The organism is Burkholderia pseudomultivorans, assembly GCF_001718415.1.
GTDB lineage: Bacteria > Pseudomonadota > Gammaproteobacteria > Burkholderiales > Burkholderiaceae > Burkholderia > Burkholderia pseudomultivorans_A.
The window spans coordinates 4,691,496-4,716,969 of record NZ_CP013378.1 but is presented as its reverse complement, the minus strand read 5'-3'; the positions used below and the strand labels follow the sequence as shown (position 1 = coordinate 4,716,969).

24 protein-coding genes are annotated in these 25,474 nt (G+C 68.3%); 15 read left to right on the top strand and 9 right to left on the bottom strand.

What is annotated here, in order from left to right:
- Positions 1 to 8: 8 nt before the first annotated feature.
- The 4 genes from WS57_RS34120 to WS57_RS34105 all read right to left on the bottom strand — a co-directional run bounded on the left by WS57_RS34120 (position 9) and on the right by WS57_RS34105 (position 3,196).
- Entirely contained in the window at positions 9 to 779 is a 771-nt protein-coding gene (locus WS57_RS34120; RefSeq protein WP_009688092.1) for a ferredoxin--NADP reductase, read from the bottom strand.
- 241 nt (positions 780 to 1,020) lie between these two features.
- Positions 1,021 to 1,836, bottom strand: a complete 816-nt coding sequence (locus WS57_RS34115; RefSeq protein ID WP_040128463.1) for an endonuclease/exonuclease/phosphatase family protein — start codon at positions 1,834 to 1,836, stop codon at positions 1,021 to 1,023.
- A 5-nt stretch (positions 1,837 to 1,841) separates the two neighbouring features.
- The gene (locus WS57_RS34110; protein ID WP_009688095.1) at positions 1,842 to 2,330 is read right to left on the bottom strand and encodes a hypothetical protein; all 489 of its coding nucleotides are present in this window, start codon (positions 2,328 to 2,330) and stop codon (positions 1,842 to 1,844) included.
- Positions 2,331 to 2,476: 146 nt separating this feature from the next.
- Positions 2,477 to 3,196 carry a nitroreductase gene (locus WS57_RS34105; RefSeq protein ID WP_059516862.1) on the bottom strand — a complete coding sequence of 240 codons (720 nt, stop codon included), beginning with the start codon at positions 3,194 to 3,196 and terminating at the stop codon, positions 2,477 to 2,479.
- A gap of 231 nt (positions 3,197 to 3,427) precedes the next feature.
- Between WS57_RS34105 and WS57_RS34100 the strand changes: the two genes are divergently transcribed.
- From WS57_RS34100 to WS57_RS34055, 10 genes are all read left to right on the top strand, one after another.
- Positions 3,428 to 4,408, top strand: a complete 981-nt coding sequence (locus tag WS57_RS34100; RefSeq protein ID WP_040128461.1) for an AAA family ATPase — start codon at positions 3,428 to 3,430, stop codon at positions 4,406 to 4,408.
- A 91-nt stretch (positions 4,409 to 4,499) separates the two neighbouring features.
- Positions 4,500 to 5,609, top strand: coding sequence for an NAD(P)/FAD-dependent oxidoreductase (locus tag WS57_RS34095; RefSeq protein WP_009692638.1), 1,110 nt, complete (start codon positions 4,500 to 4,502; stop codon positions 5,607 to 5,609).
- Between the two features lie 147 nt (positions 5,610 to 5,756).
- Entirely contained in the window at positions 5,757 to 6,068 is a 312-nt protein-coding gene (locus WS57_RS34090) for a high-potential iron-sulfur protein (protein ID WP_009692637.1), read from the top strand.
- Between the two features lie 189 nt (positions 6,069 to 6,257).
- Positions 6,258 to 7,565 carry an MFS transporter gene (locus WS57_RS34085; RefSeq protein ID WP_040128458.1) on the top strand — a complete coding sequence of 436 codons (1,308 nt, stop codon included), beginning with the start codon at positions 6,258 to 6,260 and terminating at the stop codon, positions 7,563 to 7,565.
- Between the two features lie 343 nt (positions 7,566 to 7,908).
- Positions 7,909 to 9,537 (top strand): ABC transporter substrate-binding protein, encoded by a 1,629-nt coding sequence (locus WS57_RS34080; RefSeq protein ID WP_040128457.1) that lies wholly within the window; start codon positions 7,909 to 7,911, stop codon positions 9,535 to 9,537.
- 118 nt (positions 9,538 to 9,655) lie between these two features.
- Positions 9,656 to 10,666: an ABC transporter permease subunit gene (locus WS57_RS34075; RefSeq protein WP_009692633.1), complete on the top strand. Its 1,011-nt coding sequence runs from the start codon at positions 9,656 to 9,658 to the stop codon at positions 10,664 to 10,666.
- A 4-nt stretch (positions 10,667 to 10,670) separates the two neighbouring features.
- Positions 10,671 to 11,588, top strand: coding sequence for an ABC transporter permease subunit (locus WS57_RS34070; protein ID WP_009692632.1), 918 nt, complete (start codon positions 10,671 to 10,673; stop codon positions 11,586 to 11,588).
- Between the two features lies 1 nt (position 11,589).
- Positions 11,590 to 12,588, top strand: a complete 999-nt coding sequence (locus WS57_RS34065) for an ABC transporter ATP-binding protein (RefSeq protein ID WP_009692631.1) — start codon at positions 11,590 to 11,592, stop codon at positions 12,586 to 12,588.
- Positions 12,585 to 13,598 carry a peptide ABC transporter ATP-binding protein gene (locus tag WS57_RS34060; protein ID WP_059516861.1) on the top strand — a complete coding sequence of 338 codons (1,014 nt, stop codon included), beginning with the start codon at positions 12,585 to 12,587 and terminating at the stop codon, positions 13,596 to 13,598. The genes WS57_RS34065 and WS57_RS34060 overlap by 4 nt, the downstream gene beginning before the upstream one ends.
- The gene (locus WS57_RS34055) at positions 13,591 to 14,739 is read left to right on the top strand and encodes a TraB/GumN family protein (RefSeq protein WP_040128453.1); all 1,149 of its coding nucleotides are present in this window, start codon (positions 13,591 to 13,593) and stop codon (positions 14,737 to 14,739) included. The genes WS57_RS34060 and WS57_RS34055 overlap by 8 nt, the downstream gene beginning before the upstream one ends.
- Positions 14,740 to 15,280: 541 nt before the next feature.
- Here the strand turns inward: WS57_RS34055 and pxpA are convergent.
- From pxpA to pxpB, 3 genes are all read right to left on the bottom strand, one after another.
- The gene (gene pxpA, locus WS57_RS34050; RefSeq protein WP_040128452.1) at positions 15,281 to 16,045 is read right to left on the bottom strand and encodes a 5-oxoprolinase subunit PxpA; all 765 of its coding nucleotides are present in this window, start codon (positions 16,043 to 16,045) and stop codon (positions 15,281 to 15,283) included.
- A 68-nt stretch (positions 16,046 to 16,113) separates the two neighbouring features.
- Complete coding sequence (locus WS57_RS34045; protein WP_059481661.1) at positions 16,114 to 17,181, bottom strand: biotin-dependent carboxyltransferase family protein; 1,068 nt, start codon at positions 17,179 to 17,181, stop codon at positions 16,114 to 16,116.
- Complete coding sequence (gene pxpB / locus WS57_RS34040) at positions 17,178 to 17,834, bottom strand: 5-oxoprolinase subunit PxpB (RefSeq protein WP_009691161.1); 657 nt, start codon at positions 17,832 to 17,834, stop codon at positions 17,178 to 17,180. The genes WS57_RS34045 and pxpB overlap by 4 nt, the downstream gene beginning before the upstream one ends.
- A gap of 147 nt (positions 17,835 to 17,981) precedes the next feature.
- On the opposite strand from pxpB, the gene WS57_RS34035 reads away from it, so the two are divergent.
- Entirely contained in the window at positions 17,982 to 18,494 is a 513-nt protein-coding gene (locus WS57_RS34035; protein WP_069245394.1) for a winged helix DNA-binding protein, read from the top strand.
- Positions 18,495 to 18,553: 59 nt separating this feature from the next.
- Here the strand turns inward: WS57_RS34035 and WS57_RS34030 are convergent, their stop codons facing one another.
- Positions 18,554 to 19,162: a 5-formyltetrahydrofolate cyclo-ligase gene (locus WS57_RS34030; RefSeq protein ID WP_059481662.1), complete on the bottom strand. Its 609-nt coding sequence runs from the start codon at positions 19,160 to 19,162 to the stop codon at positions 18,554 to 18,556.
- Positions 19,163 to 19,170: 8 nt separating this feature from the next.
- Between WS57_RS34030 and WS57_RS34025 the strand changes: the two genes are divergently transcribed.
- From WS57_RS34025 to WS57_RS34010, 4 genes are all read left to right on the top strand, one after another.
- Positions 19,171 to 21,123: a lytic transglycosylase domain-containing protein gene (locus WS57_RS34025; RefSeq protein ID WP_009689630.1), complete on the top strand. Its 1,953-nt coding sequence runs from the start codon at positions 19,171 to 19,173 to the stop codon at positions 21,121 to 21,123.
- A gap of 190 nt (positions 21,124 to 21,313) precedes the next feature.
- Positions 21,314 to 22,273 carry a complex I NDUFA9 subunit family protein gene (locus WS57_RS34020; RefSeq protein WP_059481664.1) on the top strand — a complete coding sequence of 320 codons (960 nt, stop codon included), beginning with the start codon at positions 21,314 to 21,316 and terminating at the stop codon, positions 22,271 to 22,273.
- Positions 22,274 to 22,324: 51 nt separating this feature from the next.
- Positions 22,325 to 22,972, top strand: a complete 648-nt coding sequence (locus tag WS57_RS34015; RefSeq protein WP_009689627.1) for a glutathione S-transferase family protein — start codon at positions 22,325 to 22,327, stop codon at positions 22,970 to 22,972.
- On the top strand, positions 22,969 to 24,210 hold the full coding sequence (locus tag WS57_RS34010) for a multifunctional CCA addition/repair protein (protein WP_059603524.1): 1,242 nt from the start codon (positions 22,969 to 22,971) through the stop codon (positions 24,208 to 24,210). Before WS57_RS34015 ends, WS57_RS34010 begins: the two co-directional genes overlap by 4 nt.
- 163 nt (positions 24,211 to 24,373) lie before the next feature.
- Here WS57_RS34010 and WS57_RS34005 read toward each other — a convergent pair whose 3' ends face one another.
- Entirely contained in the window at positions 24,374 to 25,156 is a 783-nt protein-coding gene (locus WS57_RS34005; protein ID WP_069245393.1) for a helix-turn-helix domain-containing protein, read from the bottom strand.
- Positions 25,157 to 25,474: the final 318 nt, after the last annotated feature.

Here is a 25,474-nt window from a genome sequence, read left to right as displayed (position 1 = left end):
GGGACGGATCAGTCGACGAACGCGCGCTCGATCACGTAGTGGCCCGGCGCGCTGTTCTTGCCTTCGACGAGGCCGGCCTGCTTCAGCAGTTCGGTCGTGTCCTTCAGCATCGCGGTGCTGCCGCACAGCATCACGCGATCGTGTTCCGGCGAGAACGGCTGCACGCCGAGATCGGTGAACAGCTTGCCCGACGCGATCAGATCGGTGATCCGGCCCTCGTTCTCGAACTCCTCGCGGGTGACCGTCGGGTAGTAGACGAGCTTTTCCTTGATGATGTCGCCGAGGTACTCGTGGCCCGGCAGGTCGTGCTTGATGTAGTCCATGTACGCGAGCTCGCCCTTCAGGCGGCAGGTATGCGTCAGGATCACGCGCTCGAAGCGGTCGTAGATGTCCGGGTCGCGGATGATCGACATGAACGGCGCGAGGCCCGTGCCGGTCGACAGCATCCACAGCGTCTTGCCCGGCAGCAGGTTGTCGGCGACCAGCGTGCCGGTCGGCTTCTTGCCGATCAGCACCTTGTCGCCCACCTTCAGGTGCTGCAGGCGCGACGTCAGCGGGCCGTCCTGCACCTTGATGCTGAAGAACTCGAGGTGTTCCTCGTAGTTCGGGCTCACGATCGAGTAGGCGCGCGCGAGCGGCTTGCCGTCGACCTCGAGGCCGACCATCGTGAATTCGCCGTTGTTGAAGCGCAGGCTGGCCTCACGGGTGCAGGTGAAGCTGAAAAGCGTGTCGGTCCAGTGATGGACGGATTGGACGGTGGCGGTGTCGAATTTGCTCATGGCTTTGAAAACGGACGCGCGTGGCGATCGCGTGTAACGGGCCCAAAAACGGGCAAAAACCGAGTGCGTCGGCCCGATCGCGGATCGGCCGGCCGGCGCGCCAGACACGCGCCTTCTCGATGACAGACGATTGAGGAACTCGGTATTTTACCCTGCTTGCGCTCATCGCGGGCTTGACCCCCGCGGCGGCGCGGATTTGACGCAACGAATCCTTACAGCATCATTTCGGCGCACCCGCGCGCTACTGCGGATCGAGGCGCAGGCGCGCGATGTACGGCAGGTGATCCGACAGCCACGCGGTTTCGCCCGACGGCGCATGCCATTCGAGCGGCGTCAGCCCGCGCACGAACATCTTGTCGAGCGCGAGCGCCGGCGAGAACGCGGGAAAGGTGCGCCCCGACTGGCCGAGCAGCGTCGCGACCTCGGACAGCCCGATCTCGCCGAACAGCGCGACCGAATCGTTGCGCCAGTCGTTGAAGTCGCCGGCGAGCACGAGCGGGCCGTCGCCCGCATTGCGCACGATCCAGTGCGCGATCCAGTGCATCTGGCGCAGCCGCGCCGCGCGCGTGAGCGCGAGGTGCGCGCACAGCAGCGTGACGGGGCGCGAGCCCGCGAGCGTCGCGCGCGCGACCAGCAGCCCGCGCCGCTCGAAGCGGTGCGCCGAGATGTCCCAGCGGCCGCCGAGGTCGAGCGGATGCGGCGACAGGATCGCGTTGCCGTGCCGCCACGACGGCTTGAACACGTTCGGCCCGAGCGCGATCTGCCAGTCGAGCGCATGCGCGATCTCGGTGGCCTGGCAGTGCCAGACGTCGTCGTACGCGTCGTCCATCTGCGCGCCGAAGCCGGGCGCGAGCATCGGGCGCGGCATGCGGCGCGCCATCGCTTCCTGCAGGAAATACACGTCGGCGTGCGTCGACTGCATCCAGTTGCGCATCGCGTTCCACGCGGTGAAGCCGAGCGGCGAGCGGCCCTTGTGCAGGTTCCAGCTCACCGCGGTGAGTTCGTCGGGCGCGGCGTGCGGCTCGGCGAACGGCAGGGACAGGGCGTCGGCGGACATGGCGGTCAGTCCTTCGCGACGTGCGCGCGCACGCGGTACACGAGGTGCGGATGCTGTTCGACGAGCGTCCAGTCGGTCCACGCGTCGGCGCCGACCGACAGCCCGGGGTGGCTCGCGACGATCTGCCGCGGCGACGCCGGCACGCACGGGTCGCTCGGCTTCGCGCTGTCGTCGTCGAGCGTTTCCTGCACGTCGAGCGCGAGTGAAACGGTGTGTGCGCCGTCGTCGACGGCGAGCGGGGCGACCGTCACCGCGCGCGAACGCTCGGTCGGCACGGCGCGCGCGGCGCTGCCGCAGCCGACCGAGACGGCGGACGGATAGCGATGGGTGTCGGTGCGGGTCTGACCCACGGTGGTGCGCTGCTGGAACGTGTCGATCGTCTGACCGTCGCGGACCACCTGGATCTCCCACGCGACGACGGCCGGTGCAGGGCTCTGCGCATGGGCGGCGAGCGCGACGCTCGCGAGCAGGACGGCCAGGCCGTGTTTCAGCATGAAACTTCTCCGGAAACGCGGGATAGCGGGGAACGGACGCACATCTTACGCCCGATCGATTTCGGCGGTGATCTGACCGCATGCGACGCGGCGGGTTCGCCGCACGATGCGGTCCTGTCCGAAAGGTAGGTCCGGGTCATGCGTTTTCAAGCAAAAAAGCGCGCGAACTCGGCGACGCTCGCGCGCTCGGTGACGAGGCGGTTCTCGATCGCGTCCGGATCCGCATGGCCGAGCGACATCCCGCACACGAGCTGTTCGTTGGCCGGGATGCCGAGGTGTTCGGCGACGATCCGGTGGAACGGCACGAACGCGGCCTGCGGGCAGGTATCGAGGCCGCGGGCGCGCGCGGCCGTCATCACGCCCTGCAGGAACATCCCGCAGTCGAGCCACGCGCCGTGCGTCATGATCCGGTCGAGCGTGAAGAACAGCGCGACCGGCGCATCGAAGAAGCGGAAGTTGCGCGCATGCTGCGCATGCATGCGCGCCTTTTCGTCGCGGCGGATGTTCAACAGCCCGTACAGGTCCCAGCCGACCTTGCGGCGCCGGTCGATGTACGGCGACACCCATTCGCGCGGGTAGTAGTCGTACTCGGCCACGTATTTCTCGTCGCGGGCGGGATCGTCGTATGCGGCGGTGAGTGCGGCCGCGAGCGCGTCGCGCGTCGCGCCGGTCGCGACATAGACGCGCCACGGCTGGATGTTGGTGCCCGACGGCGCGCGGCTCGCGGCTTCGAGGATCGCTTCGAGCGTGTCGCGCGGCACGGGCGTCGGCAGGAAGGCGCGCACCGAGCGGCGCGACGTGAGCGCGGCGTCGACGGCACGAATCGCGTCGCGGTCGACGCGCGGGAAAGCGGCGGGGACGGACATCGGCAACCCTTCGGGACGAAAGCAGACGCGGCGCGCGAAGCGCCGCCGGCGAGGGCGGCGCGGCGGCCGGTGAACTGTCGATGATACGCCGCGCCGCCCGCACGTGCAGCGCGCCGCGGCTGTTAGCAGCACCCGCGCGCGGCTGCTTGCTTGCGCGCAGATTTCGTCCCGCTACACTGAAAATCGTAAGGGTCTGATGACGACGTGACAGCAAGCGGTAGCGAGGTTGGTATGACGACGGCGATGGTGAAACAGGAACTGGCGGTGGCGTCCTTCAGCACGGTGTACGACCTCGAGCAGGTCGAGACCGCGCTGAACGACCTGAACGAGAGCGCGAGCGACGCATTGCGCGCCACCTATGAACGGATGCTCAAGACCGGCAATCTGCGCTTCTGCGTGAAGCCGAACCGGATGCCGTCGTTCGACGCGCTGGGCGAGGCGTTGCCGAATTTCGCCGAGCCGCTCGACGACGTGCGCAAGCAGATCGCGCTGTGCCTCGAAACGGAGGACCGGCTCGAGCTGATGCCGATCCTGCTGCTCGGGCCGCCCGGCATCGGCAAGACGCACTTCGCGAAGGCGCTCGCGCAGATGCTCGGCACCGCCTATCACTACGTGCCGATGAGTTCGCTGACGGCCGGCTGGATCCTGTCGGGCGCGTCGTCGCAATGGAAGAACGCGAAGCCGGGCAAGGTGTTCGAGGCGCTCGTGAACGGCAGCTACGCGAACCCGGTGATCGCGGTCGACGAGATCGACAAGGCCGGCGCAGACGCGCAATACGACCCGCTCGGCGCGCTGTACGCGCTGCTCGAGCACGACACCGCACGCGCGTTCATCGACGAATTCGCCGAGGTGCCGATCGATGCGGGCAACGTGATCTGGATCGCGACCGCGAACGATGCGCAGGCGATTCCGGAACCGCTGCTCAACCGGATGAACGTGTACGAGATCGCGCCGCCCGATGCGGCCGGCGCACGCCGCATCGCGCAGACGATCTACGACGAGATCCGCGGCTCGCATGCGTGGGGCCGGCGCTTCCCCGACCTGCTCGGCGACGCCGCGCTCGACGTGCTGGCCGCGACGCCGCCGCGCACGATGCGTCGCGCGCTGCTGCACGCGTTCGGCGCCGCGCGCCTCGACGGCCGTGACGCGATCGAGCCGCGCGACATCCGCGCCGACGAGGGCGCGGCGCGGCGCAGGCCGATCGGGTTCTGAGCCCGCGCGTCGCACCCGGGTTCGGCAGGCGGGCGAACCGGGACGTACAATTCTTCTGTCTCCCCTCGATGCGCTAGCGACGCGACAAGTCATGGAGCAGATGGATTGTGTGGTGATCGGCGCCGGCGTCGTCGGTCTCGCGATTGCGCGCGAACTGGCCGCGCGCGGACGTGAAACGATCGTGCTCGAAGCGGCCGATGCGATCGGCACCGGCACGAGTTCGCGCAACAGCGAGGTGATCCATGCGGGGCTCTACTATCCGCGCGGCTCGTTGAAGGCGACCTCGTGCGTGCACGGGCGCGACCTGCTGTACGCCTTCTGCGAGACGCATCACGTGCCGCACCGGCGCGTCGGCAAGCTGCTCGTCGCGACGACGCCCGCGCAGGTGAAGCAGCTGAAGGCGATCGCCGCGCGCGCCGAGGAAAACGGCGTGCTCGACCTGCTGCCGCTCACGCGCATCGAGGCGCAGGCGCTCGAGCCCGCGCTCGAATGCGTGGAGGCGCTGTTCTCGCCGTCCACCGGTATCGTCGACAGCCATCAGCTGATGCTCGCGCTGCTCGGCGACGCGGAGCGCGACGGCGCCGTCTGCGCGCTGCAATCGCCGGTCGAGTCGATCGACGTGCTGCGCGGCGGGCGCTTCATCGTGCGCACCGGCGGCGCCGCGCCCGCCGAGATCGAGGCCGCGTGCGTGATCAACAGCGCGGGCCTCGGCGCGCAGGCGCTGGCGCGCCGCACGCGCGGTCTCGATCCGCGCTGGGTGCCGCCGCTCTACCTCGCGCGCGGTAATTATTTCAGCCTGTCCGGCCGCGCGCCGTTCTCGCATCTCGTCTATCCGATGCCCGACCGCGCGGGGCTCGGCGTGCACCTCACGCTCGATCTCGCGGGGCAGGCGCGTTTCGGGCCGGACGTCGAATGGTGCGACTCGCTGCGCTACGCAGTCGATCCGGCGCGCGCCGCCGCGTTCTATGCGTCGATCCGCGCGTACTGGCCGGCGCTGCCCGACGGTGCGCTGCAACCCGCGTACTCGGGGATCCGGCCGAAGCTCGCGGGGCCCGGCGAGCCGCCGGCCGACTTCGTCGTGCAGGGCGTCGCGCAGCACGGCGTGCGCGGGCTCGTGAACCTGTTCGGCATCGAGTCGCCGGGGCTGACCGCGTCGCTCGCGCTCGCGCAGCGCGTCGGCGACATGACCGCGTACGGCTGAACGCGCCGCAGCGGGCGGCTTCGGGGCCGGCCGTGTCGAATTCATTATTTCCGGCATTTCGGCGCGCACGTTTTATCGCCGGGCGGTTATGCTGTAGCAGCTGTCGCCAGAACAGCTTTCAAACCGATAACGTTGGAGCGAGTCCCCATGAAAACATCCCGTCGGAGTTTCCTGATTTCGAGCGTCGGCGTCGTGTCCGCGCTGGCGCTGTCGCGCGAAGCGCTGGCCGATGCGCCGATGCTGTCGGAAAGCGATCCGACCGCGACGGCGCTCGGCTACAAGGCCGACGCCACCAAGGTCGACAAGGCGAAGTATCCGAAATACGCGGCAGGCCAGGATTGCGCGGCCTGCATGCTGTACCAGGGCAAGAAGGGTTCGGCATCGGGTCCGTGCGGCGCCTTCCCCGGCAAGCAGGTGTCGGCGAAGGGCTGGTGCAGCGCCTTCTCGAAGATGGGCTGACGCCCGTGCGGCATCGTGCGGTGCCGCAATGTCGCGAAAACCGCAAAACGCCTGCCGTCGAAAGACGGCGGGCGTTTTTATTGCTTGAAAACGGTTCCGCAGCTTTCTACACTCGCTGCAAACCGATGCGCCGCGGCAACGCGTGCGCCGAGCCGTCCGACACGGCGAATTCACGAGGACGAGGCACGCATGGCGACGATTGCGAACTCAACGAAGACGGCCCGGCCCGAGCGTGCACTGAACCGGCGCGTGGTGGCGGCCGCGGTGATCGGCAACGCGCTCGAATGGTACGACTTCACCGTGTTCAGCTTCATGGTGGTCGTGATCGCCGAGCTGTTCTTCCCGACCTCCAGCGAATACTCGTCGCTGCTGCTGACGACCGCGACGTTCGGCGTCGCGTTCTTCATGCGCCCGATCGGCGGCATCGTGCTCGGGCTGTACGCGGACCGCGCGGGCCGCAAGGCCGCGCTGTCGCTCGTGATCCTGCTGATGACGGCCGGCATCTTCCTGCTCGCGGTCGCGCCGCCGTATGCGGCGATCGGCATCGGCGGCCCGCTGCTGATCGTGTTCGGCCGCCTGCTGCAGGGCTTCTCGGCGGGCGGCGAGTTCGGCAGCGCGACCGCGCTGCTGATCGAGGCCGCGCCGTTCTCGAAGCGCGGCTTCTACGGCAGCTGGCAGATGGCGAGCCAGGCAGCCGCGCTGCTGGCCGGCGCGCTGGTCGGCGCGGCCGTCACGCGCGGGCTGTCGCACGACGCGCTGCGCGCCTGGGGCTGGCGCGTGCCGTTCATCATCGGGCTCGTGATCGGGCCGATCGGCTTCTATATCCGCCGCCATCTCGCGGATTCCGAAGCATTCCTGCATGCACGGCAGAACGCGCGCCGCGCGACGCTCGGCGAAGTGTTCGCGCGTCACTCGCGCGAAGTGATGTGCGGGCTCGGCTCGGTGATCGCGCTGACGGTGACCGTCTACGTGCTGATCAGCTACCTGCCGACCTTCGCGGTGAAGCAGCTGAAGCTGCCGTATGCGGACTCGTTCTCCGCGGTGATCATCGGCAACCTGCTGCTCACCGTGCTGTCGCCGGTCGCGGGCGCATGGTCGGACCGCATCGGCCGCAAGGGATTGTCGCTGTGGTCGCTGGTGCTGACGCTCGCGCTGATCTATCCGCTGTTCGCGTGGCTCGACGCCGCACCGAGCATCGGCCGGCTGATCGCGGTGCAGGCCGTGCTGTCGGTGACGCTCGCGGGCTACTACGGCCCGTTCGGCGCGATGATCGCCGAGCTGTTTCCGGCCAACGTGCGCTCGACCGGGCTGTCGATCGCGTACAACGTCGCGGTGATGCTGTTCGGCGGCTTCGGCCAGTTCATCGTCACCTGGCTGATCAAGGTCACGGGCACGCCGCTCGCGCCGACCTATTACGTGATGGCGGGACTCGCGCTGTCGATCGTTGCGGTGGCATTCGTGCCGGCGCGCAGCGCCGATCTCGACGCGCCCGCGTGACGCTGCCGCGCATCGTGTCGCGACATGCAAGGTTTCGCGGCGTGCAATGACGTAGCGCAAAAACCGCAAGAAAACGCGTGAGGCTGCGGCAAAACGCGGTGGCGCGCGTCCGTGTTCGCATCCGGAATGTTTAGTTGATGAAGGAAACATGCGCGCGATGAACGGAACCGTCGCTCGCGCGCGTTTTCGCACTTTTCGCGGGGGCGAGACATCCGCAAAAACCCGTGCCGGCGCGTCTGGAAGAGTTTTTTCTCCAGCTTGTTGCAAAATCGTTTGCTCAAGTAATATCCGCGTACGCCGGCCCCCCTGGGGACCGGTTCCGAACTGGAGACCTGGAGGAAACATGGAATACAACCGTCTGTTGCACACCCTGCGTGTTACCGCCATTGCAGGCGTGGCAGCGGCATCGCTCGGCATCGCGGGCTCTGCATTCGCACAGATCCCGAACAAGACGCTCGTCTACTGCTCAGAAGGCAGCCCGGCGGGTTTCGATTCCGCGCAATTCACGACCGGCGTCGATTTCACCGCCGCCACGTTCACCGTCTACAACCGTCTCGTCGAGTTCGAGCGCGGCGGCACCAAGGTCGAGCCGGGCCTCGCCGAAAAGTGGGACGTGTCGCCGGACGGCAAGGTCTACACCTTCCATCTGCGTCACGGCGTGAAGTTCCACACGACCGACTTCTTCAAGCCGACCCGCGAATTCAACGCGGACGACGTCGTGTTCACGTTCCAGCGCATGCTCGACCCGAACAACGCGTTCCGCAAGGCGTACCCGGTGTCGTTCCCGTACTTCACCGACATGGGCCTCGACAAGCTGATCACGAAGGTCGAGAAGGTCGATCCGTACACCGTGAAGTTCACGCTCGCGGAGCCGAACGCACCGTTCATCCAGAACATGGCGATGGAATTCGCGTCGATCCTGTCGGCCGAATATGCCGACCAGCTGATGAAGGCCGGCAAGGCCGCCGACATCAACCAGAAGCCGGTCGGCACGGGCCCGTTCATCTTCCGCAGCTACACGAAGGATGCGACGATCCGTTTCGACGGCAATCCTGACTATTGGAAGAAGGGCGAAGTGAAGCTCTCGAAGCTGATCTTCTCGATCACGCCCGACCCGGGCGTGCGCGTGCAGAAGATCAAGCGCAACGAGTGCCAGGTGATGAGCTATCCGCGTCCGGCCGACATCGCGACGCTGAAGGCCGACTCGAACATCGACATGCCGTCGCAGCCGGGCTTCAACCTCGGCTACCTCGCGTACAACGTCGAGCACAAGCCGGTCGACAAGCTCGAGGTGCGTCAGGCGCTCGACATGGCGATCAACAAGAAGGCGATCCTCGAATCCGTCTACCAGGGTGCGGGCCAGGCCGCGACCGCGCCGATGCCGCCGACCCAATGGTCGTACGACAAGAACCTGAAGATGGCCGCGTACGACACCGCGAAGGCGAAGGCGCTGCTCGCGAAGGCCGGCTATCCGAACGGTTTCGAGATCACGCTGTGGGCGATGCCCGTGCAGCGCGCATACAACCCGAACGCGCGTTTGATGGCCGAAATGATCCAGGCCGACTGGGCGAAGATCGGCGTGAAGGCGAAGATCGTCACGTACGAGTGGGGCGAGTACATCAAGCGCGCGCACACCGGCGAGCAGGACACGATGCTGATCGGCTGGACCGGCGACAACGGCGACCCCGACAACTGGCTCGGCACGCTGCTCGGCTGCGAGGCGATCAAGGGCAACAACTTCTCGCACTGGTGCTACAAGCCGTTCGACGAGCTGATCCAGAAGGGTCGCACGACGACGGGCCAGGACGCGCGCACCAAGCTCTACATGCAGGCGCAGCAGATCTTCGCGCAGCAGCTGCCGTTCTCGCCGATCGCGAACTCGACGGTCTACCAGCCGGTGCGCAAGAACATCGTCGACATGCGCATCGAGCCGCTCGGCTATGCGCGCTTCGACGGTGTCAGCGTGAAGTAACCGGGCTGGCGTAAGCTGTCGTCGTTGAGAAGACCGGCTTGACATCATCCGGCGGCGGGAGGCCAAAAGCTTCCCGTCGCCGGTCGCACATTTCCCACAAGAAAAGACGAGACGCATCATGCTCCGATTCGTGTTGCGCCGCGTGGGCATGGTGATTCCGACCTTCATCGGCATCACCATTCTTGCGTTCGCGCTGATTCACCTGATACCGGGCGACCCCATCGAAGTGATGATGGGCGAGCGCGGCGTCGATCCTGCGATGCACGCGGAGGCGATGAAACGCCTCGGGCTCGACCAGCCCCTGCCCGTGCAGTATCTCCACTACATCGGCCGTGCACTGCACGGCGACCTCGGCACGTCGATCATCACCAATACGAGCGTCGCGGGCGAATTCTTCGCGCGCTTCCCGGCGACCGTCGAACTGTCGCTGTGCGCGCTCGTGTTCGCGCTCGTGGTCGGACTGCCGGCCGGCGTGATCGCCGCGCTGCGGCGCGGCTCGATCATCGACCACGGCGTGATGGGCACCGCGCTGACCGGCTATTCGATGCCGATCTTCTGGTGGGGGCTGATCCTCATCATGGTGTTTTCGTCCTACCTCGGCTGGACGCCCGTGTCGGGGCGCATCGCGGTCGAATACGACTTCCCGCATCCGACCGGCTTCATGCTGATCGACGCGCTGCTCGCGCCGGACGAAGGCTCGTTCAAGTCGGCGGTCAGCCATCTGATCCTGCCCGCGATCGTGCTCGGCACGATCCCGCTCGCGGTGATCGCGCGGATGACGCGCTCGTCGATGCTCGAAGTGCTGCGCGAGGACTACATCCGCACCGCGCGCGCGAAGGGCCTGTCGCCGGCGCGCGTGGTCGTCGTGCATGCGCTGCGCAACGCGCTGATTCCGGTCGTCACCGTGATCGGCCTGCAGATCGGCACGCTGCTTGCTGGCGCGGTGCTGACCGAGACGCTGTTTTCATGGCCCGGCGTCGGCAAGTGGCTGATCGATGCGATCGGCCGCCGCGACTATCCGGTCGTCCAGGGCGGCATCCTGCTGATCGCGACGCTCGTCATCGTCGTGAACCTGGTCGTCGACCTGCTGTACGGCGTGCTGAATCCGCGCATCCGCCACACGAGGTAATGCCATGAGCAATCTGCAAAACACCCTGCCGAGCGAATCCGCGCCGGCCGGCGGCCGCGCGCTCGCGCTGCGCGAATTCTGGGCCAATTTCTCGCGCAACCGCGGCGCGGTCGGTGCGGGCATCGTCGTGCTCGCGCTGATCTTCGTCGCGCTGCTCGCGCCGGTGCTCGCGCCGCACAGCCCGGTCGAGCAATACCGCGACTTCGTGAAGATTCCGCCCGCGTGGCTCGAAGGCGGCAACTGGAAGTTCATCCTCGGCACCGACGAAGCGGGCCGCGACATCCTTTCGCGGCTGATGTTCGGCGCGCGCATGTCGTTCTGGATCGGCTTCGTGTCGGTCGTGCTCGCGCTGATCCCCGGCATCGTGCTCGGGCTGGTCGCCGCGTTCTTCCAGAAGTGGGCCGACACGCCGGTGATGCGCATCATGGACGTGCTGCTCGCGCTGCCGTCGCTGCTGCTCGCGGTCGCGGTCGTCGCGATCATCGGCCCGGGCCTGACCAACACGATGTTCGCGATCGCGATCGTCGCGCTGCCGGCCTATGTGCGCCTGACGCGCGCCTCGGCGCTCGGCGAGCTTCAGAAGGAGTACGTGACGGCGTCGCGCGTGGCGGGCGCCGGTACGCTGCGACTGATGTTCTCGCAGGTGCTGCCGAACTGCACGGCGCCGCTGATCGTGCAGGCGACGCTCGGCTTCTCGTCGGCGATCCTCGACGCGGCCGCGCTCGGCTTCCTCGGCCTCGGCGTGCAGCCGCCGACCGCCGAGTGGGGCGCGATGCTGGCGTCCGCGCGCGACTACATCGACAACGCATGGTGGATCGTGACGATGCCGGGCCTGTCGATCCTGATTTCGGTGCTCGCGATCAACCTGCTCGGCGACGGGCTGCGCGACGCGCTCGATCCCAAACTGAAACGGATGGCCTGAGATGAAACAAGACCTTCTGACCATCCGCAATCTCGCGGTGAACTTCAATGGCCTGCCCGCTGTCGACCGGATCGACCTGTCGATCGCGCCGGGCGAGGTGGTGGGCGTCGTCGGCGAATCGGGCTCGGGCAAGAGCGTGACGATGATGGCGCTGATGGGCCTGATCGATGCGCCGGGCAGGGTGACGGCCGACGAGGTCAGGTTCGACGGCGTCGACCTGCTGAAGGCGTCGCCGAAGGCGCGCCGCAAGATCGTCGGCAAGGACATCGCGATGGTGTTCCAGGACGCGCTGACGAGCCTGAACCCGAGCTACACGGTCGGCTACCAGATCAAGGAGGTGCTGAAGCTGCACGAAGGCCTGCGCGGCGACGCGCTGCACCGGCGCGCGCTCGAACTGCTCGACCAGGTCGGCATTCCCGATGCGAAGAATCGCATCGCGTCGTTTCCGCACCAGATGTCGGGCGGGATGAACCAGCGCGTGATGATCGCGATGGCCGTCGCCTGCAACCCGAAGCTGCTGATCGCCGACGAGCCGACCACCGCGCTCGACGTGACGATCCAGGCGCAGATCATGGATCTGCTGGTGAAGCTGCAGAAGGAGCGCGGGATGGCGCTCGTGCTGATCTCGCACGATCTCGCCGTGGTGTCCGAGGTCGCGCAGCGCGTCGCGGTGATGTACGCGGGCGAGATCATCGAGACCAACCGCGTGCCCGACATCTTCCGCGCGCCGCATCATCCGTACACGGAAGCGCTGCTCGCGGCGATTCCCGAGCACAATAAGGGGGCGCGTCGCCTTGCCGCATTGCCGGGCATGGTGCCGGGCCGCGATGATCGCCCGTCCGGCTGCCTGTTCGCGCCGCGCTGCAAGTACGTCGTCGACGACTGCCGCAAGGCGCGCCCGGCGCTCGACGCGCTGGCGGCCGGCAACGACGCGATGCGCGCGCGCTGCATCAAGCCGCTCAACCTGACTAACCTCGACCTGACGGGAGGCGCACGATGAATGCTGTCCACGAAACGCGTGCCACGCCGCACGACGAGGACGTCCTGGTGGCCGACGGGCTCGCGAAGCACTACACGGTGAAGCGCGGGATGTTCGGGCAGGGCACGGTGAAGGCGCTGAACGGCGTGTCGTTCTCGCTGAAGCGCGGCAGGACGCTGGCCGTCGTCGGCGAGTCGGGCTGCGGGAAGTCGACGCTTGCGCGCCAGCTGACGATGATCGAGACGCCGACCGCGGGCAGCCTGACGATCGACGGCAAGAACGTGGCCGGCGCGAGCCGCGACACGGTCGCGCAGTTGCGCCGCCAGGTGCAGATGGTGTTTCAGAACCCGTTCGCGTCGCTGAACCCGCGCAAGACCGTCGAGCAGACGCTCGGCGAGCCGCTCGAGATCAACACGAACCTGACCGTCGCCGAGCGCGCGCAGCGCATCGCGCAGATCATGCGCACGGTCGGGCTGCGGCCCGAGCACGCGAAGCGCTATCCGCACATGTTCTCGGGCGGCCAGCGGCAGCGCGTCGCGATCGCGCGCGCGATGATCCTCGACCCGCGCATCGTCGTCGCCGACGAGCCGGTGTCCGCGCTCGACGTGTCGATCCAGGCGCAGATCCTGAACCTGTTCATGGATCTGCAGGAGCAGTTCAAGACGAGCTACGTGTTCATCTCGCACAACCTGGCGGTGGTCGAGCACGTCGCGGACGACGTAATGGTGATGTACTTCGGCAGCGTCGCCGAGCTCGGCGACAAGGCGACCATCTATGCGCGTCCGCGCCATCCGTACACGCGCGCGCTGATGTCGGCGACGCCGGCGATCTTCGAGGAAGACCGCCGCGTGCAGATCAAGCTGCAGGGCGAACTGCCGTCGCCGCTCAATCCGCCGTCGGGCTGCGCGTTCCACCAGCGCTGCCCGTACGCGGTCGAGCGCTGCCGTGTCGAGGAACCGCAGCTGCGCGACGTCGACGGACGCCGCGTGGCCTGCCATCGCGCCGAGGAGGTGGGGGAGGCGAATGCCTGAACGGTTGGCGGCGCGCGCGTCGGCGGTGCGCCGTTCCGGAGCCGGCAGCGCGCGGATGATGCGCGCCTGCCGCTGCGCGCGGCGCTGGAGCGTGCGCACCGTGACGGGCGCGGCGCTGGCCGGCGCTTGCCTGGCGGCCGGCATCAGCGTGCCGGTCGAGGCCGCGCGCGCCGAGGGGCGCGCGCCGGCCACCTCGCCGATCCATCCGTCGCAGGTGCCGCCGCCCGGCATGAGCCTGCCGGGCTTCCACGTGCCGCCGTCCGGGTCGAACGGCACGGTCGCGCGCGGCGCGGTGCGCGTGCAGCCGGCGCGCATGCCGTTCTACGTCGCGACGCGCGGCAGGGTCACGCTGTACGTGCTCGGCACGCTGCATACGGGCGACCCGTCCGATTACCCGAGCGCGCAGCCGTTCCGGCCGCGCATCCTCGCGGCGCTCGCCGCGTCGCCGACGCTTGCGCTCGAGCTGTCGCCCGACGATCTGCTCGAATCGCAGGACGACGTGTCGAAGTACGGCGTGTGCCGTTACGCGTGCCTGCCGCGCCTGCTGCCCGAACCGCTGTGGCAGCGGCTCGCGGCGCGCCTGCGCGGCAACCCGGCTGCGCTCGCCGAGATCCGCAAGATGCGGCCTTGGCTCGCGTCGCTCGTCGTCGAGACCTACGACTCGCTGTCGGCCGGCCTGCAGACCGAGTACGGCACCGAGGCGCAGCTGCAGAACGTGTTCCTGAAGAAGAAGGGCGGCCGCGTGATCGGGCTCGAGACGCTGGCCGAGCAGATGCGCGCGTTCACGGGGCTGACGCTCGCCGAGCAGCGCGAGATGCTCGCGCAGGACATGGTGCAGACGCCGGCGCAGAACGCCGACGACATCAAGTCGCTGCACCGACTGTGGCGAATTGGCGACGCCGATGCGATCGCCGCGTGGGCGGTCGCGAAGAGCGAACGGCTCGCGCGTTCGAAGGCGCTGTCGGCGTCGATCGACAACAAGATCCTGTACGACCGCAACCGGCGCTTTGTTGCACGAATGACGGCAATCGCGGCGCCGAACCGGCCGCTGTTCGTCGCGATCGGCGCGCTGCATCTGGGCGGCCCGCGCGGCGTGCTCGAATTGTTGCGTCAACAAGGTTACAGCGTCGACGCGAACTGACCGCGAGCGGCGTGTTCGCGCCGATCCTTCCCTGTTTGATTGACGCCTTGCGCACCGTGTGAGGCGCCTGCGCGGCCATGCAGGCCGATAAGGAAAACCCTCGAATCGTCAGAAAATAGCGTTTAAAACGATTGACATCCCGATCTGCGAATCTCTATTCTTCACCCCACAAGTTGAAAAAATGAAAAGAATAGAAAAAGTTCTACGGGGTAGCAGAACAAAGCGCGGGGTTAGCGTTGCCGGCACGTGGTTCGCGTGCCGGCTGCGGAGAGTCTGCATGCACGGCGGGGCCAGCCATCGTCGGATAACAACAAGCATGCAGGCCGACTTGCAGATAAGCAGCGTTCCGTCGTCCGACCGGGGGATGCAGTGATCGGGCGGCGGCGGACGTTTTTTAATCCGGATATTTTTCCGGTCACCGTCGACAGACGGTTTCGGGGGACGAATCGACAGACGGCGAAGTCCGCAGCGATTGCGTCAACGGAAAAGCGCTACGAGGGCGCTTTTTTCTTTTGTGCGGCCGATTCGCGATGCGCGCGATTTACACGCCTTCGTCGGTCTGCAACGCCCCCGGCGCCGCCACCTCCACCCCCGCCTTTTCCAGCGCCTCCCGAATCCTTCGCGCGAACGCGAGCGCATGCGGTCCGTCGCCGTGCAGGCAAACCGTCTGCGCATTGAGCGGCACCCATTCGCCGCTCACCGCGCGCACCTGCCGGTCGCGCACCATGTCGAGCGTGCGCGCGAGCACCGCGTCCTCGTCGTCGATCAGCGCGCCGGGCTGGCTGCGCGGCACGAGCGAGCCGTCCGCGCGATAGCCGCGATCGGCGAACACTTCCTCCACCGCGGCGAGCCCCGCGTTGCGCGCGGCCGCGACGAACACGCTGTTCGCGAGCCCGAACACCGCGAGCGACGGATCGAAATCGTGGATCGCCGACACGACCGCGTCGGCGATCATCGGGTCGCGCGCGGCCTGGTTGTACAGCGCGCCGTGCGGCTTCACGTGCGCGATGCGGCCGCCCTCGGCCTGCGCGATCGCCGACAGCGCGCCGAGCTGGTACAGCACGCCCGCGTAGATGTCGCCGGCCGGCAGCTGCATTTCCTTGCGGCCGAAATTCTCCGGATCGTGGAAGCTCGGGTGCGCGCCGATCGACACGCCTTTCTGCACGGCCCAGCGTACGCAGTCGCGCATTGCGTTGGCGCCGCCTGCATGCCATCCGCATGCGATGTTCGCCGACGTGACGAGGTCGAGCAGCGCCTCGTCCGATCCGCATCCTTCGCCGAGATCGGCGTTCAGATCGATTTCCATGGTGTTCCTCATCCACTGATTGCGTGGCGCGCCGCCTGGATGCGGCGCAGGTCCTGCACAGTCCATTGTCACGCCGCTTGCGATTGCGTGCGGCGACGCGCCTCCTCGCGCATGTCGATCGCGACGTCGATCTGCCGCAGATAGGCGCGTTCCGCGGCGAGCGCGGCGCGCGCGGCGTCGGGCGTCGTGCGCACGAAGCGGATCGGCAGGTTGAGCCGCGCCTGGGCGAGCTTCCACAGATCCGCGCGGATCACCGAGCCGATCTTCGGATAACCGCCGGTCGTCTGCGCGTCATGCATCAGCACGATCGGCTGGCCGTTCGGCGGCACCTGGATCGTGCCGGGCAGCACCGCGTGCGACAGCAGCTCGGCCGGCCGCTCGCGCACGAGCTCGACGCCCGCGAGACGATAGCCCATCCGGTTGCTGTTCGCGGTGACGAGCCATTCCTCATCCCAGAACGCCTGCTGCGAATCGGCCGAGAACGACGCGTAGTCGGGGCCCGGCAGCACGCGCACGGGCATCGCCCACGGCGCATGCGCGGGACGGTGGCGGCGCGGCGGTTCGTCGACGCGCACGAAGGCGCACCACGCCGGCGCCTTCACGCCGAACTCGGGTGCGTCGGGCGCGAGGCACCCGATGCCGGCCGGCGGCACACCGACCGGAAGACGATCGCCGTCGCGCAGCGCGCGGCCGCCGAGGCCGCCGAAGCGCGACGCGAGATCGGTGCTGCGCGAGCCGAGCATCGGCAGCACGTCGATGCCGCCCGCGATGCACAGATAGCCGCGCATGCCGCGCTTCGCGGCCGGCAGCACGAGCGTCTGGCCGGCATCGACCGGCAGGCTCCACCACGAATAGACGGGCTTGCCGTCGAGCGTCGCGCCGAACTCGGTGCCGGTGATCGCGATGCGCGTCGCGCGCGTGAAGCGGAACGTGGCGGGGCCGAACGTGATCTCGACGGCCGCCGCGTCCGGGCGGTTGCCGACGAGCCGGTTGCCGACCTCGAGCGCGAGGCCGTCGAGCGCGCCGCCCTGCGCGACGCCGAGATGGCGCGCGCCGCGGCGCCCGAGATCCTGCACCGTCGACAGCGGGCCGGCCCGCACCACCTCGATGGTGCCCGGCGCTTTGCTCTGGCTCATGTCGCGTCGACTCCCGCAATGGTGAAGCGCACCCGGTCGCCGGGCAGCAGCAGCGTCGGCGGCTGCCGCGTCGGGTCGAACAGCACCTGCGACGTGCGGCCGATCAGCTGCCAGCCGCCGGGCGAGGTGGTCGGATAGAGGCCCGTCTGCGCGCCGCCGATGCCGACCGAGCCGGCCGGCACTTCGAGGCGCGGCGCCGCGCGGCGCGGCGTATGCAGCGACGCGTCGAGCCCGCCGAGATACGCGAAGCCCGGCTGGAAGCCGACGAAGAACACCACGTATTCGCCGGCCGCATGCCGCGCGACGACCTCGTCGGCCGACAGCCCCGTGTGCGCGGCGACGGCGGCCAGGTCCGGGCCGTTCGCCCCGCCGTATACGACCGGAATCTCGACGTCGCGGCCGTCCGCGTGCTCGACGTCGGCCGTCTGCCACGCGTCGTGCAGCAGCGGCGTCAGCGACTCGGCGGTGGTGGCGAGCGCATCGAACACGATCGTCAGATTGTTCATGCCCGGCACGACGTCGACGACGTCGGGCCACGCGCGCGCGGCCTCGGCGACGGCCCAGACGCGGCGCTGGCAGTCGAGCGTGGCGGGCGGCGGCACTTCGCACACGAGGGCGGTGTCGCCGAGCGGATAGATGCGGGGTTGCGTCATCGGACTGGCACGGTTCGGACGGCAATGTTAGCGTACATTGTCAACAAAATATCGATAACTTCCCAATAAGCGTTTTTGCCTAGCTCGCGCGCCGCTGCTGTGGCGTACACTCGGCACACCCTGACATCCCGCTTGCGCCGCCTGTCCATGAAGCGTCATCCGACCAGGATCGTGTCGTCCGAACACCTCGTTTCCGATTCGAGCGCGGAGCTGTCGGAGCTCGAATACGGGCTCATCATGGCCGGCAATGCGTTCAACCGCTGGATGGTGCGCTGCATGTCGGCGGCGGGCGCGAAGGACATGACGGCGGTCGAGGTGTCGCTGCTGCATCACGTCAGCCATCGCGAACGCAAGAAGAAGCTCGCCGACATCTGCTTCGTGCTCAATATCGAGGATACGCACGTCGCGACCTATGCGCTGAAAAAACTGATTGCCCGCGGCTATGTGAAAAGCGAAAAGAGCGGCAAGGAAGTGTTCTTCTTCGCGACCGAGGCGGGGCGCGACCTCTGCCTGAAATATCGCGAGGTGCGCGAGCACTGCCTGATCGAGACGCTGAAGGACAGCGGGCTCACCAACGAGCAGATCGGCGACGCGGCGCAGCTGCTGCGCCATGCGTCGGGACTCTACGACACGGCCGCACGCGCGGCGGCTTCGCTGTAAACGATTGCGCGCGTGCCGAGGCCGGTCGATGCACGACGGTCGCGGCACGCCGCGCCGCTTCATTCGATGGACGGATAGAGCGCGCCGTCCGTGACGACCCAGCGCATCGCGAGATCGTGCGCTTCGGCCGGCAGCGCATCGACGCGGCACGCTTCGTACGCGATGCCGACCGTCACCGGCAGCGCGTCGCCGGGCCACGCGGCGAGCGTGCGGTCGTAATAGCCGCCGCCGTAGCCGAGCCGGTAGCGCTGCGCATCGAATCCCACGCACGGAATCAGCAATAGATCGGGCACGACGACGATTCCCGACGCGGGCTCCGGAATCCGGTGATGGCCTTCGCGCATCGGCGTATCGGCATCCCACGCATGGAACGCGAGCGGCGTATGACGCTCGCCGATCACGGGCAGCGCCGCGCACCGGCCGGCGTCGGCCGCGCGCCACGCGAGCACCGCGTCGCGCGCGTCGAATTCGCCCGGCAGCGGCCAGTAGAAGCCGACCGTGCGCGGCGCGAGCCGCTCGAGCAGCGCGCGCAGCCGGGCGTCGAGCGCGGCGTTCGCGGCGGGTTGCGACGCAGCGTCGCGACGCGCGCCGGACAGCGTTTTGCGCAGCGCAACCTTCGGGTTCGGCACAGGGTTGCGTGCTATGCTTTCGCTCAATTCGTGCTCCATTCAAAACGATGTCGAACAGCCTTTTCCGAGTATATCGCGCGGTCGCGCTGGCACTGTCGGCCGCCACGCTCGTCGCGGGCACGGCCGCGTGCGCCGCACCGAACGACGACACGCTCCCCGGGGATGACCAGATCTTCGTGCAGCTTCGCGAAGCCGCGCGCCGCAACGACGCCGCGAAGGCCGCACAGCTCGCCGCGATGATTCCGAACTATCCGGTGCCGTCCTACGTCGAGTATTTCCAGATCAAGCCGCAGTTGTTCGATTCGACGGGGCGCGCGCGCGTGGACGCGCCGGACGCGCCCGTGCAGTCGTTCCTGCAGCGCTACGACGGCCAGGCAATCGCCGACCGCATGCGCAACGACTATCTGCTCGTGCTGGGCGCGCGCCACGACTGGCGCAGCTTCGACGATCAATACAAGCGCTTCGTGCTCGACGACGACACGCAGGTCAAGTGCTACGCGCTCGAATCGCGCGCGGCGCGCGGCGAGAACGTCGCCGATGCGGCGCGTGCGCTGCTCGTCGAGCCGAAGAACTACGGCGACGCGTGCGTCGACCTGATCACCGCGCTGACGGTCAACCAGCAGTTCACGAGCGACGACGTGTGGCAGCAGGCGCGTCTCGCGTACGAACAGAACTACACGACGCTCGGCGGCAAGATCGTCGACGCGCTCGGTCCGCGCCCGGTCGCGTTCGACCAGGCGACGAGCGCGCCGCCGCTGTATCTCGCGCGCGGCATCGGCCCCGACCCTGTGTCGCACCAGCTCGCGCTGATCGCAATCAGCCGCATGGCGCGCAACGATCCCGACGCAGCAGCAGGGATGCTCACGTCGATCGCCGGCTCGCTGACGAAGCAGGAGCAGGCGATCGCGTGGGGCGCGATCGGCTACCAGGGCGCGATCAGGCGCTCGCCGCTGGCGTCGGTCTGGTACGCGAAATCCGCGAATGCGCCGCTGTCGAACCCGGGCTACGAATGGCGCACGCGCGCGGCACTGCTCGCCGGCAACTGGCCGATGGTGCGCTGGTCGATCGAGCAGATGCCGCCGTCGCTGCGCGACGATCCGGCCTGGATCTACTGGCATGCGCGCGCGCTCAAGCAGAGCGGCGACACGCTGCAGGCGAACCAGGAATTCGAGCAGGTCGCGGGCCAGTTCAACTTCTACGGGCAGCTCGCCGGTGAAGAGCTCGGCCAGCGCACGACGATCCCGCCGCGCACGAAGGTGAGCGACGCCGAGGTCGACGCGATGAGCAAGATCCCGGGCTTCGCGCTCGCGCAGCGCTTCTACGCGCTGAACCTGCGCCTCGAAGGCAACCGCGAATGGAACTGGCCGCTGCGCGGGATGACCGATCGCCAGCTGCTCGCGGCCGCCGAATACGGCAAGCGCATCGACCTGCTCGACCGCACCGTCAACACGGCCGACCGCACCAAGGCCGAGCACGACTTCACGCTGCGCTATCCGGCGCCGTACCGCAATATCGTCGAGCGTTACGCGCAGTCGACGGGCCTCGACACCGAATGGGCCTACGGGCTGATCCGCCAGGAATCGCGCTTCATCATCAGCGCGCGTTCGTCGGTGGGTGCGGGCGGCCTGATGCAGCTGATGCCGGCGACGGCCCAGATGGTCGCGAAGAAGCTCGGCATGGGCACCATCACGCGCGCGCAGATGCACGACATCGATACCAACATCCAGCTGGGCACCTGGTATCTGGCGGACATCTACAACAACTTCGACAGCTCGCCGGTGCTGGCCACCGCGGGCTACAACGCGGGCCCCGGCCGGCCGCGCCAGTGGCGCCAGGTGTTGACGCAGCCCGTCGAAGGCGCGATCTTCGCGGAGACGATTCCGTTCAACGAGACGCGCGACTACGTGAAGAACGTACTGTCGAACACCGTCTACTACGCGGCGCTCTTCGAGGGCAAACCGCAGTCGTTGAAGAAACGTCTAGGCATGATCTCGCCCTGATCCACAACCTTCACACTGCCGCGCGAGACGCGGCAGTGTGCTTTGAGGGACTGTTCACGCCAGTCACGGACCGGCGAACATGCGTTGCCGGCCAGCCGGCAACGCGCGCTTTCGCGGGCCGCGGCAAGCGCGTCAATGGCGGCAGGCGCAGCGCCGTGCCTCGCGTGAACAGCCCCGGGAGTCCTGAACCATGGATCGCCAGACCGTCGCGCTGCTGGGCGGCACCGGCTTCGTCGGCAGCCGGCTCGTCAATGCGCTGATCGAGGCCGGCAAGCAGGTGCGGATCGGCACGCGCCGCCGCGAGCACGCGCGCCACCTGTCGATGCTGCCGGTCGAGATCGTCGAACTCGACGCGCTCGATGCGCGCACGCTCGCGCGCTTCGTCGCCGGCGCGCACGCGGCCGTCAATCTCGTCGGCGTGCTGCATGGCGGCCGCGGCACGCCGTACGGGCCCGGTTTCGAGCGTGCGCATGTCGCGCTGCCGGCCGCGCTCGCGAGCGCCTGCATCGAGGTCGGCGTGCGGCGCGTGCTGCACATGAGCGCGCTCGGCGCGGACTCGCACGGCCCCAGCATGTACCAGCGCTCGAAAGGCGACGGCGAGGCCGCGCTGCATGCGGTCGCGGCGACCGATTCGCTCGCGCTGACGATCTTCCGTCCGTCGGTGCTGTTCGGCCCCGGCGATGCGTTTCTCAATACCTTCGCGCGCCTGCAGCGCACGCTGCCCGTGCTGCCGCTCGCGATGCCCGACGCACGCTTCCAGCCGGTGTTCGTCGGCGACGTGGTGCGCGCGTTCGTCAACACGCTCGATCTCGCGGCTTCGTACGGCAAGACCTACGAGCTTGGCGGCCCGACCGTCTACACGCTCGAGCAGCTGGTGCGCTACTGCGGCACGCTGGCCGGCCGGCAGGCACGCATCGTGCGGCTGCCCGACGCGCTCGCGCGGCTGCAGGCGCGCGTGTTCGAATGCCTGCCCGGCGAGCCGGTGCTCACGCGCGACAATCTCGCGTCGATGTCGGTGCCGAACGTGATGTCCGGGCCGCTCGCGCCGGAACTCGGGATCTCGCCCGCGAGTCTCGAAAGCATCGCGCCCGCGTATCTCGGCGACGCCGCGCAGCGGTCCCGGTTCGACTGGTTCCGCTCGCGCCGCTAGGCGCCGGCGCGGCGCGCCGTTTATTTCCCCCGCGTTTTTCGGAAGACCGTCATGAAACTCGTCATTGGAGACAAGAACTACTCGTCGTGGTCGATGCGGCCGTGGCTGCTGCTCGTGCATTTCGGGATCCCGTTCGACGAGATCGCGATCGAGCTGCGCCGCGACGACACGAGCGCGCGCATCCGCGAATACTCGCCGTCCGGCAAGGTGCCGTGCCTGATCGACGATCACGGCGCGGCGATCTGGGATTCGCTCGCGATCGCCGAGACGCTCGCCGAGCGTTATCCGCACCTGCCGATGTGGCCGGCCGACCCGCAGGCGCGCGCCCAGGCGCGCAGCATCGCGGCCGAGATGCACGCGGGCTTCGCGGCGCTGCGCACGGAGATGGGGATGAACGTGCGCGCGTCGATGCCGGGGCGCGGCGCGACGCCCGAGGCGCTCGCCGACGTCGCGCGCATCGACGCGCTGTGGAGCGCGTGCATCGAGGCGTCGGGCGGTCCGTTCCTGTTCGGCGAATTCGGGATCGTCGACGCGATGTATGCGCCCGTCGTGATGCGCTTCAACACGTATGCGCCGGCGCTGTCGCCGGAAGCGGCCGGCTATGCGGCGCGCGTGACCGCGCTGTCGGCCGTGCAGCAGTGGATCGACGCCGCGCGGCGCGAGACCAACGTGATTGCCGAATACGAGCCGACACGATGAACATTTACGCAGTAGGCGGCGCGATCCGCGACGAATTGCTCGGCGTGCCGGTGCAGGACCGCGACTACGTGGTGGTCGGCGCGACGCCCGAGCAGATGATTGCGCAGGGCTTCCGGCCGGTCGGCAAGGATTTCCCGGTGTTCCTGCACCCGGACACGCATGAGGAGTACGCGCTCGCGCGCACCGAACGCAAGACGGCGGCCGGCTATCACGGCTTCCAGTTTCACTATGCGCCCGACGTGACGCTCGACGAGGATCTCGCGCGGCGCGACCTGACGATCAACGCGATGGCCCGCGAGCTGAGCCCGGACGGCGCGCTGGTCGGCCCCGTGATCGATCCGTACGGCGGGCAGGCCGACCTGCATGCGCGCGTGTTCCGGCACGTGAGCGACGCGTTCGTCGAGGATCCGGTGCGGATCCTGCGGATCGCGCGCTTTGCCGCGCGCTTCGCGGAGTTCACGGTCGCCGACGAGACGCTCGCGCTGATGCGCCGGATGGTCGAGGCGGGCGAGGTCGACGCGCTCGTGCCGGAGCGCGTGTGGCAGGAGCTTGCGCGCGGGCTGATGGAGGCGAAGCCGTCGCGGATGTTCGCGGTGCTGCGCGACTGCGGCGCGCTCGCGCGCATCCTGCCCGAGGTCGACGGCCTGTGGGGCGTGCCGCAGCGCGCCGACTACCATCCGGAAGTCGACACGGGCGTGCACGTGATGATGGTCGTCGACTATGCGGCGAAGCAGGGCTATTCGCTGCCGGTGCGCTTCGCAGCGCTCACGCACGATCTCGGCAAGGCGACCACGCCGGCCGACGTGCTGCCGCGCCACGTCGGCCACGAAGGCCGCAGCGTCGACCTGCTGAAGCCGCTGTGCGAGCGGCTGCGCGTGCCGAACGAGTGCCGCGACCTGGCGATCGTCGTCGCGCGCGAGCACGGCAACCTGCATCGCGTGATGGAGATGGGCGCGGCCGCACTGGTGCGGTTCTTCGAGCGCACCGACGCGCTGCGCAAGCCCGCGCGCTTCGCGGAAATGCTGCAGGCGTGCGAGGCCGACGCGCGCGGGCGGCTCGGGCTCGAGACGCAGCCGTATCCGCAGGCCGAGCGGCTGCGCGTCGCGCTCGCGGCCGCGCGCAGCGTCGACGCGGGCGCGATCGCGCGCGGGGTCGGCAGCGATGCGGTGAAGATCAAGGATGCCGTGCATCGCGCGCGGATCCAGGCTGTCGCGCAGGCGCTCGAGATCGGCGAGTAGTGCGGGCGGCGCGGCGGTCGGGCGCTTGTGTGGGTGAGCGAGTCGGGCGGCGTAGCGCTCGCATGCCTGCCTGCGTGCGTGGGCGATCGGCGGCCGGAATCCGGCATCGCGTCACGTCGACACACGAATCATGCCGTCGTCGGGCGGGAGAGCCCGCCCGCCGTCATGGCTTCTTGCGCGCGGCTGGCTTGCGGCTCGTCGCGGCAGCCGCAAGGCGCTTGCCCGCGGATGCCGCGGCAGCGCTCCTTTCCGATGCAGCATCTGCCGCGCGCCCGCCGCGTTTCGGCTCGGGCTGGCGGCGGCTCACCCGCGGTTCGCCCGGGATCGCCCGCGCTTCGCGCCCGGGCTGGCGGATTGCCATCGTCGCGGACACGAATTCGGCCTGGCCGTCGTCGTCGAACAGCGGCAGCGTGCCGACCACGATCAGCTCGGCAGGCCCGTCGCCGACGTTGGCGACGCGGTGCCGCTTGCGCGCGTCGAAGTGGAGCGAGTCGCCGGCCGACAGCGGGTAGTCCTTCTTGCCGACCGTGTAGCAGATCCGGCCGTCCAGCACGTAGACGAATTCATCGCCGCCGTGCGCGACCCATTCCGAACGATAGCCTTCCATCATCTGCACTTTCACCGCATTGATCTGGCTGCCGTCGAAGGTGGTCGACAGCCGCTCGTACCATTGCGACGTGCGATCGACCGCGTACGATTCGCGGCGGCCCCGGTGCGAATCGGGCTGCGCCTGGCGCGGCTGGTCGATCAGCGCGCCGAGCGGCACGTTCAGCGCCTTCGCGACGTTGACGAGCGACGAGATGGAGATGCCGGTGAGGTGGCGTTCGACCTGGGACAGGAACCCGACCGACAGCCTGGCCTCGGTCGCGACTTCCAGCAGCGTTTTCTTCGCTTCCCGGCGCAGGCGGCGAATGCGCTGGCCGATCCGCATGATGTCTGAATCCATGAATCTCTTTCGTGGCAGCGAGCCGGAAGGCGGGAAGGCGGTGCAGTCGCCCGGGCGTCGGTTTTGCGCGCATCGCACGAGGCACGACCGTCTGAACGACGATGCCGGCGCATTGTACCGCGCAGCGTCGTGACGACGTATCCACGCCGCAGCCGGGGCGCCGCGGTCCGGAATTTTAGTGGCACAAAAATTTTAGCTTGACCTCAATTCCGCGGTCCTCTAGATTGCTGTCGCACCGTGCCGGAATTTTAGTGAGACAAAAATCCGGGGCCGCGTCCGCGATGCGGTTCGCCGGGCGGCGGCCCGGATTCGCGCTGG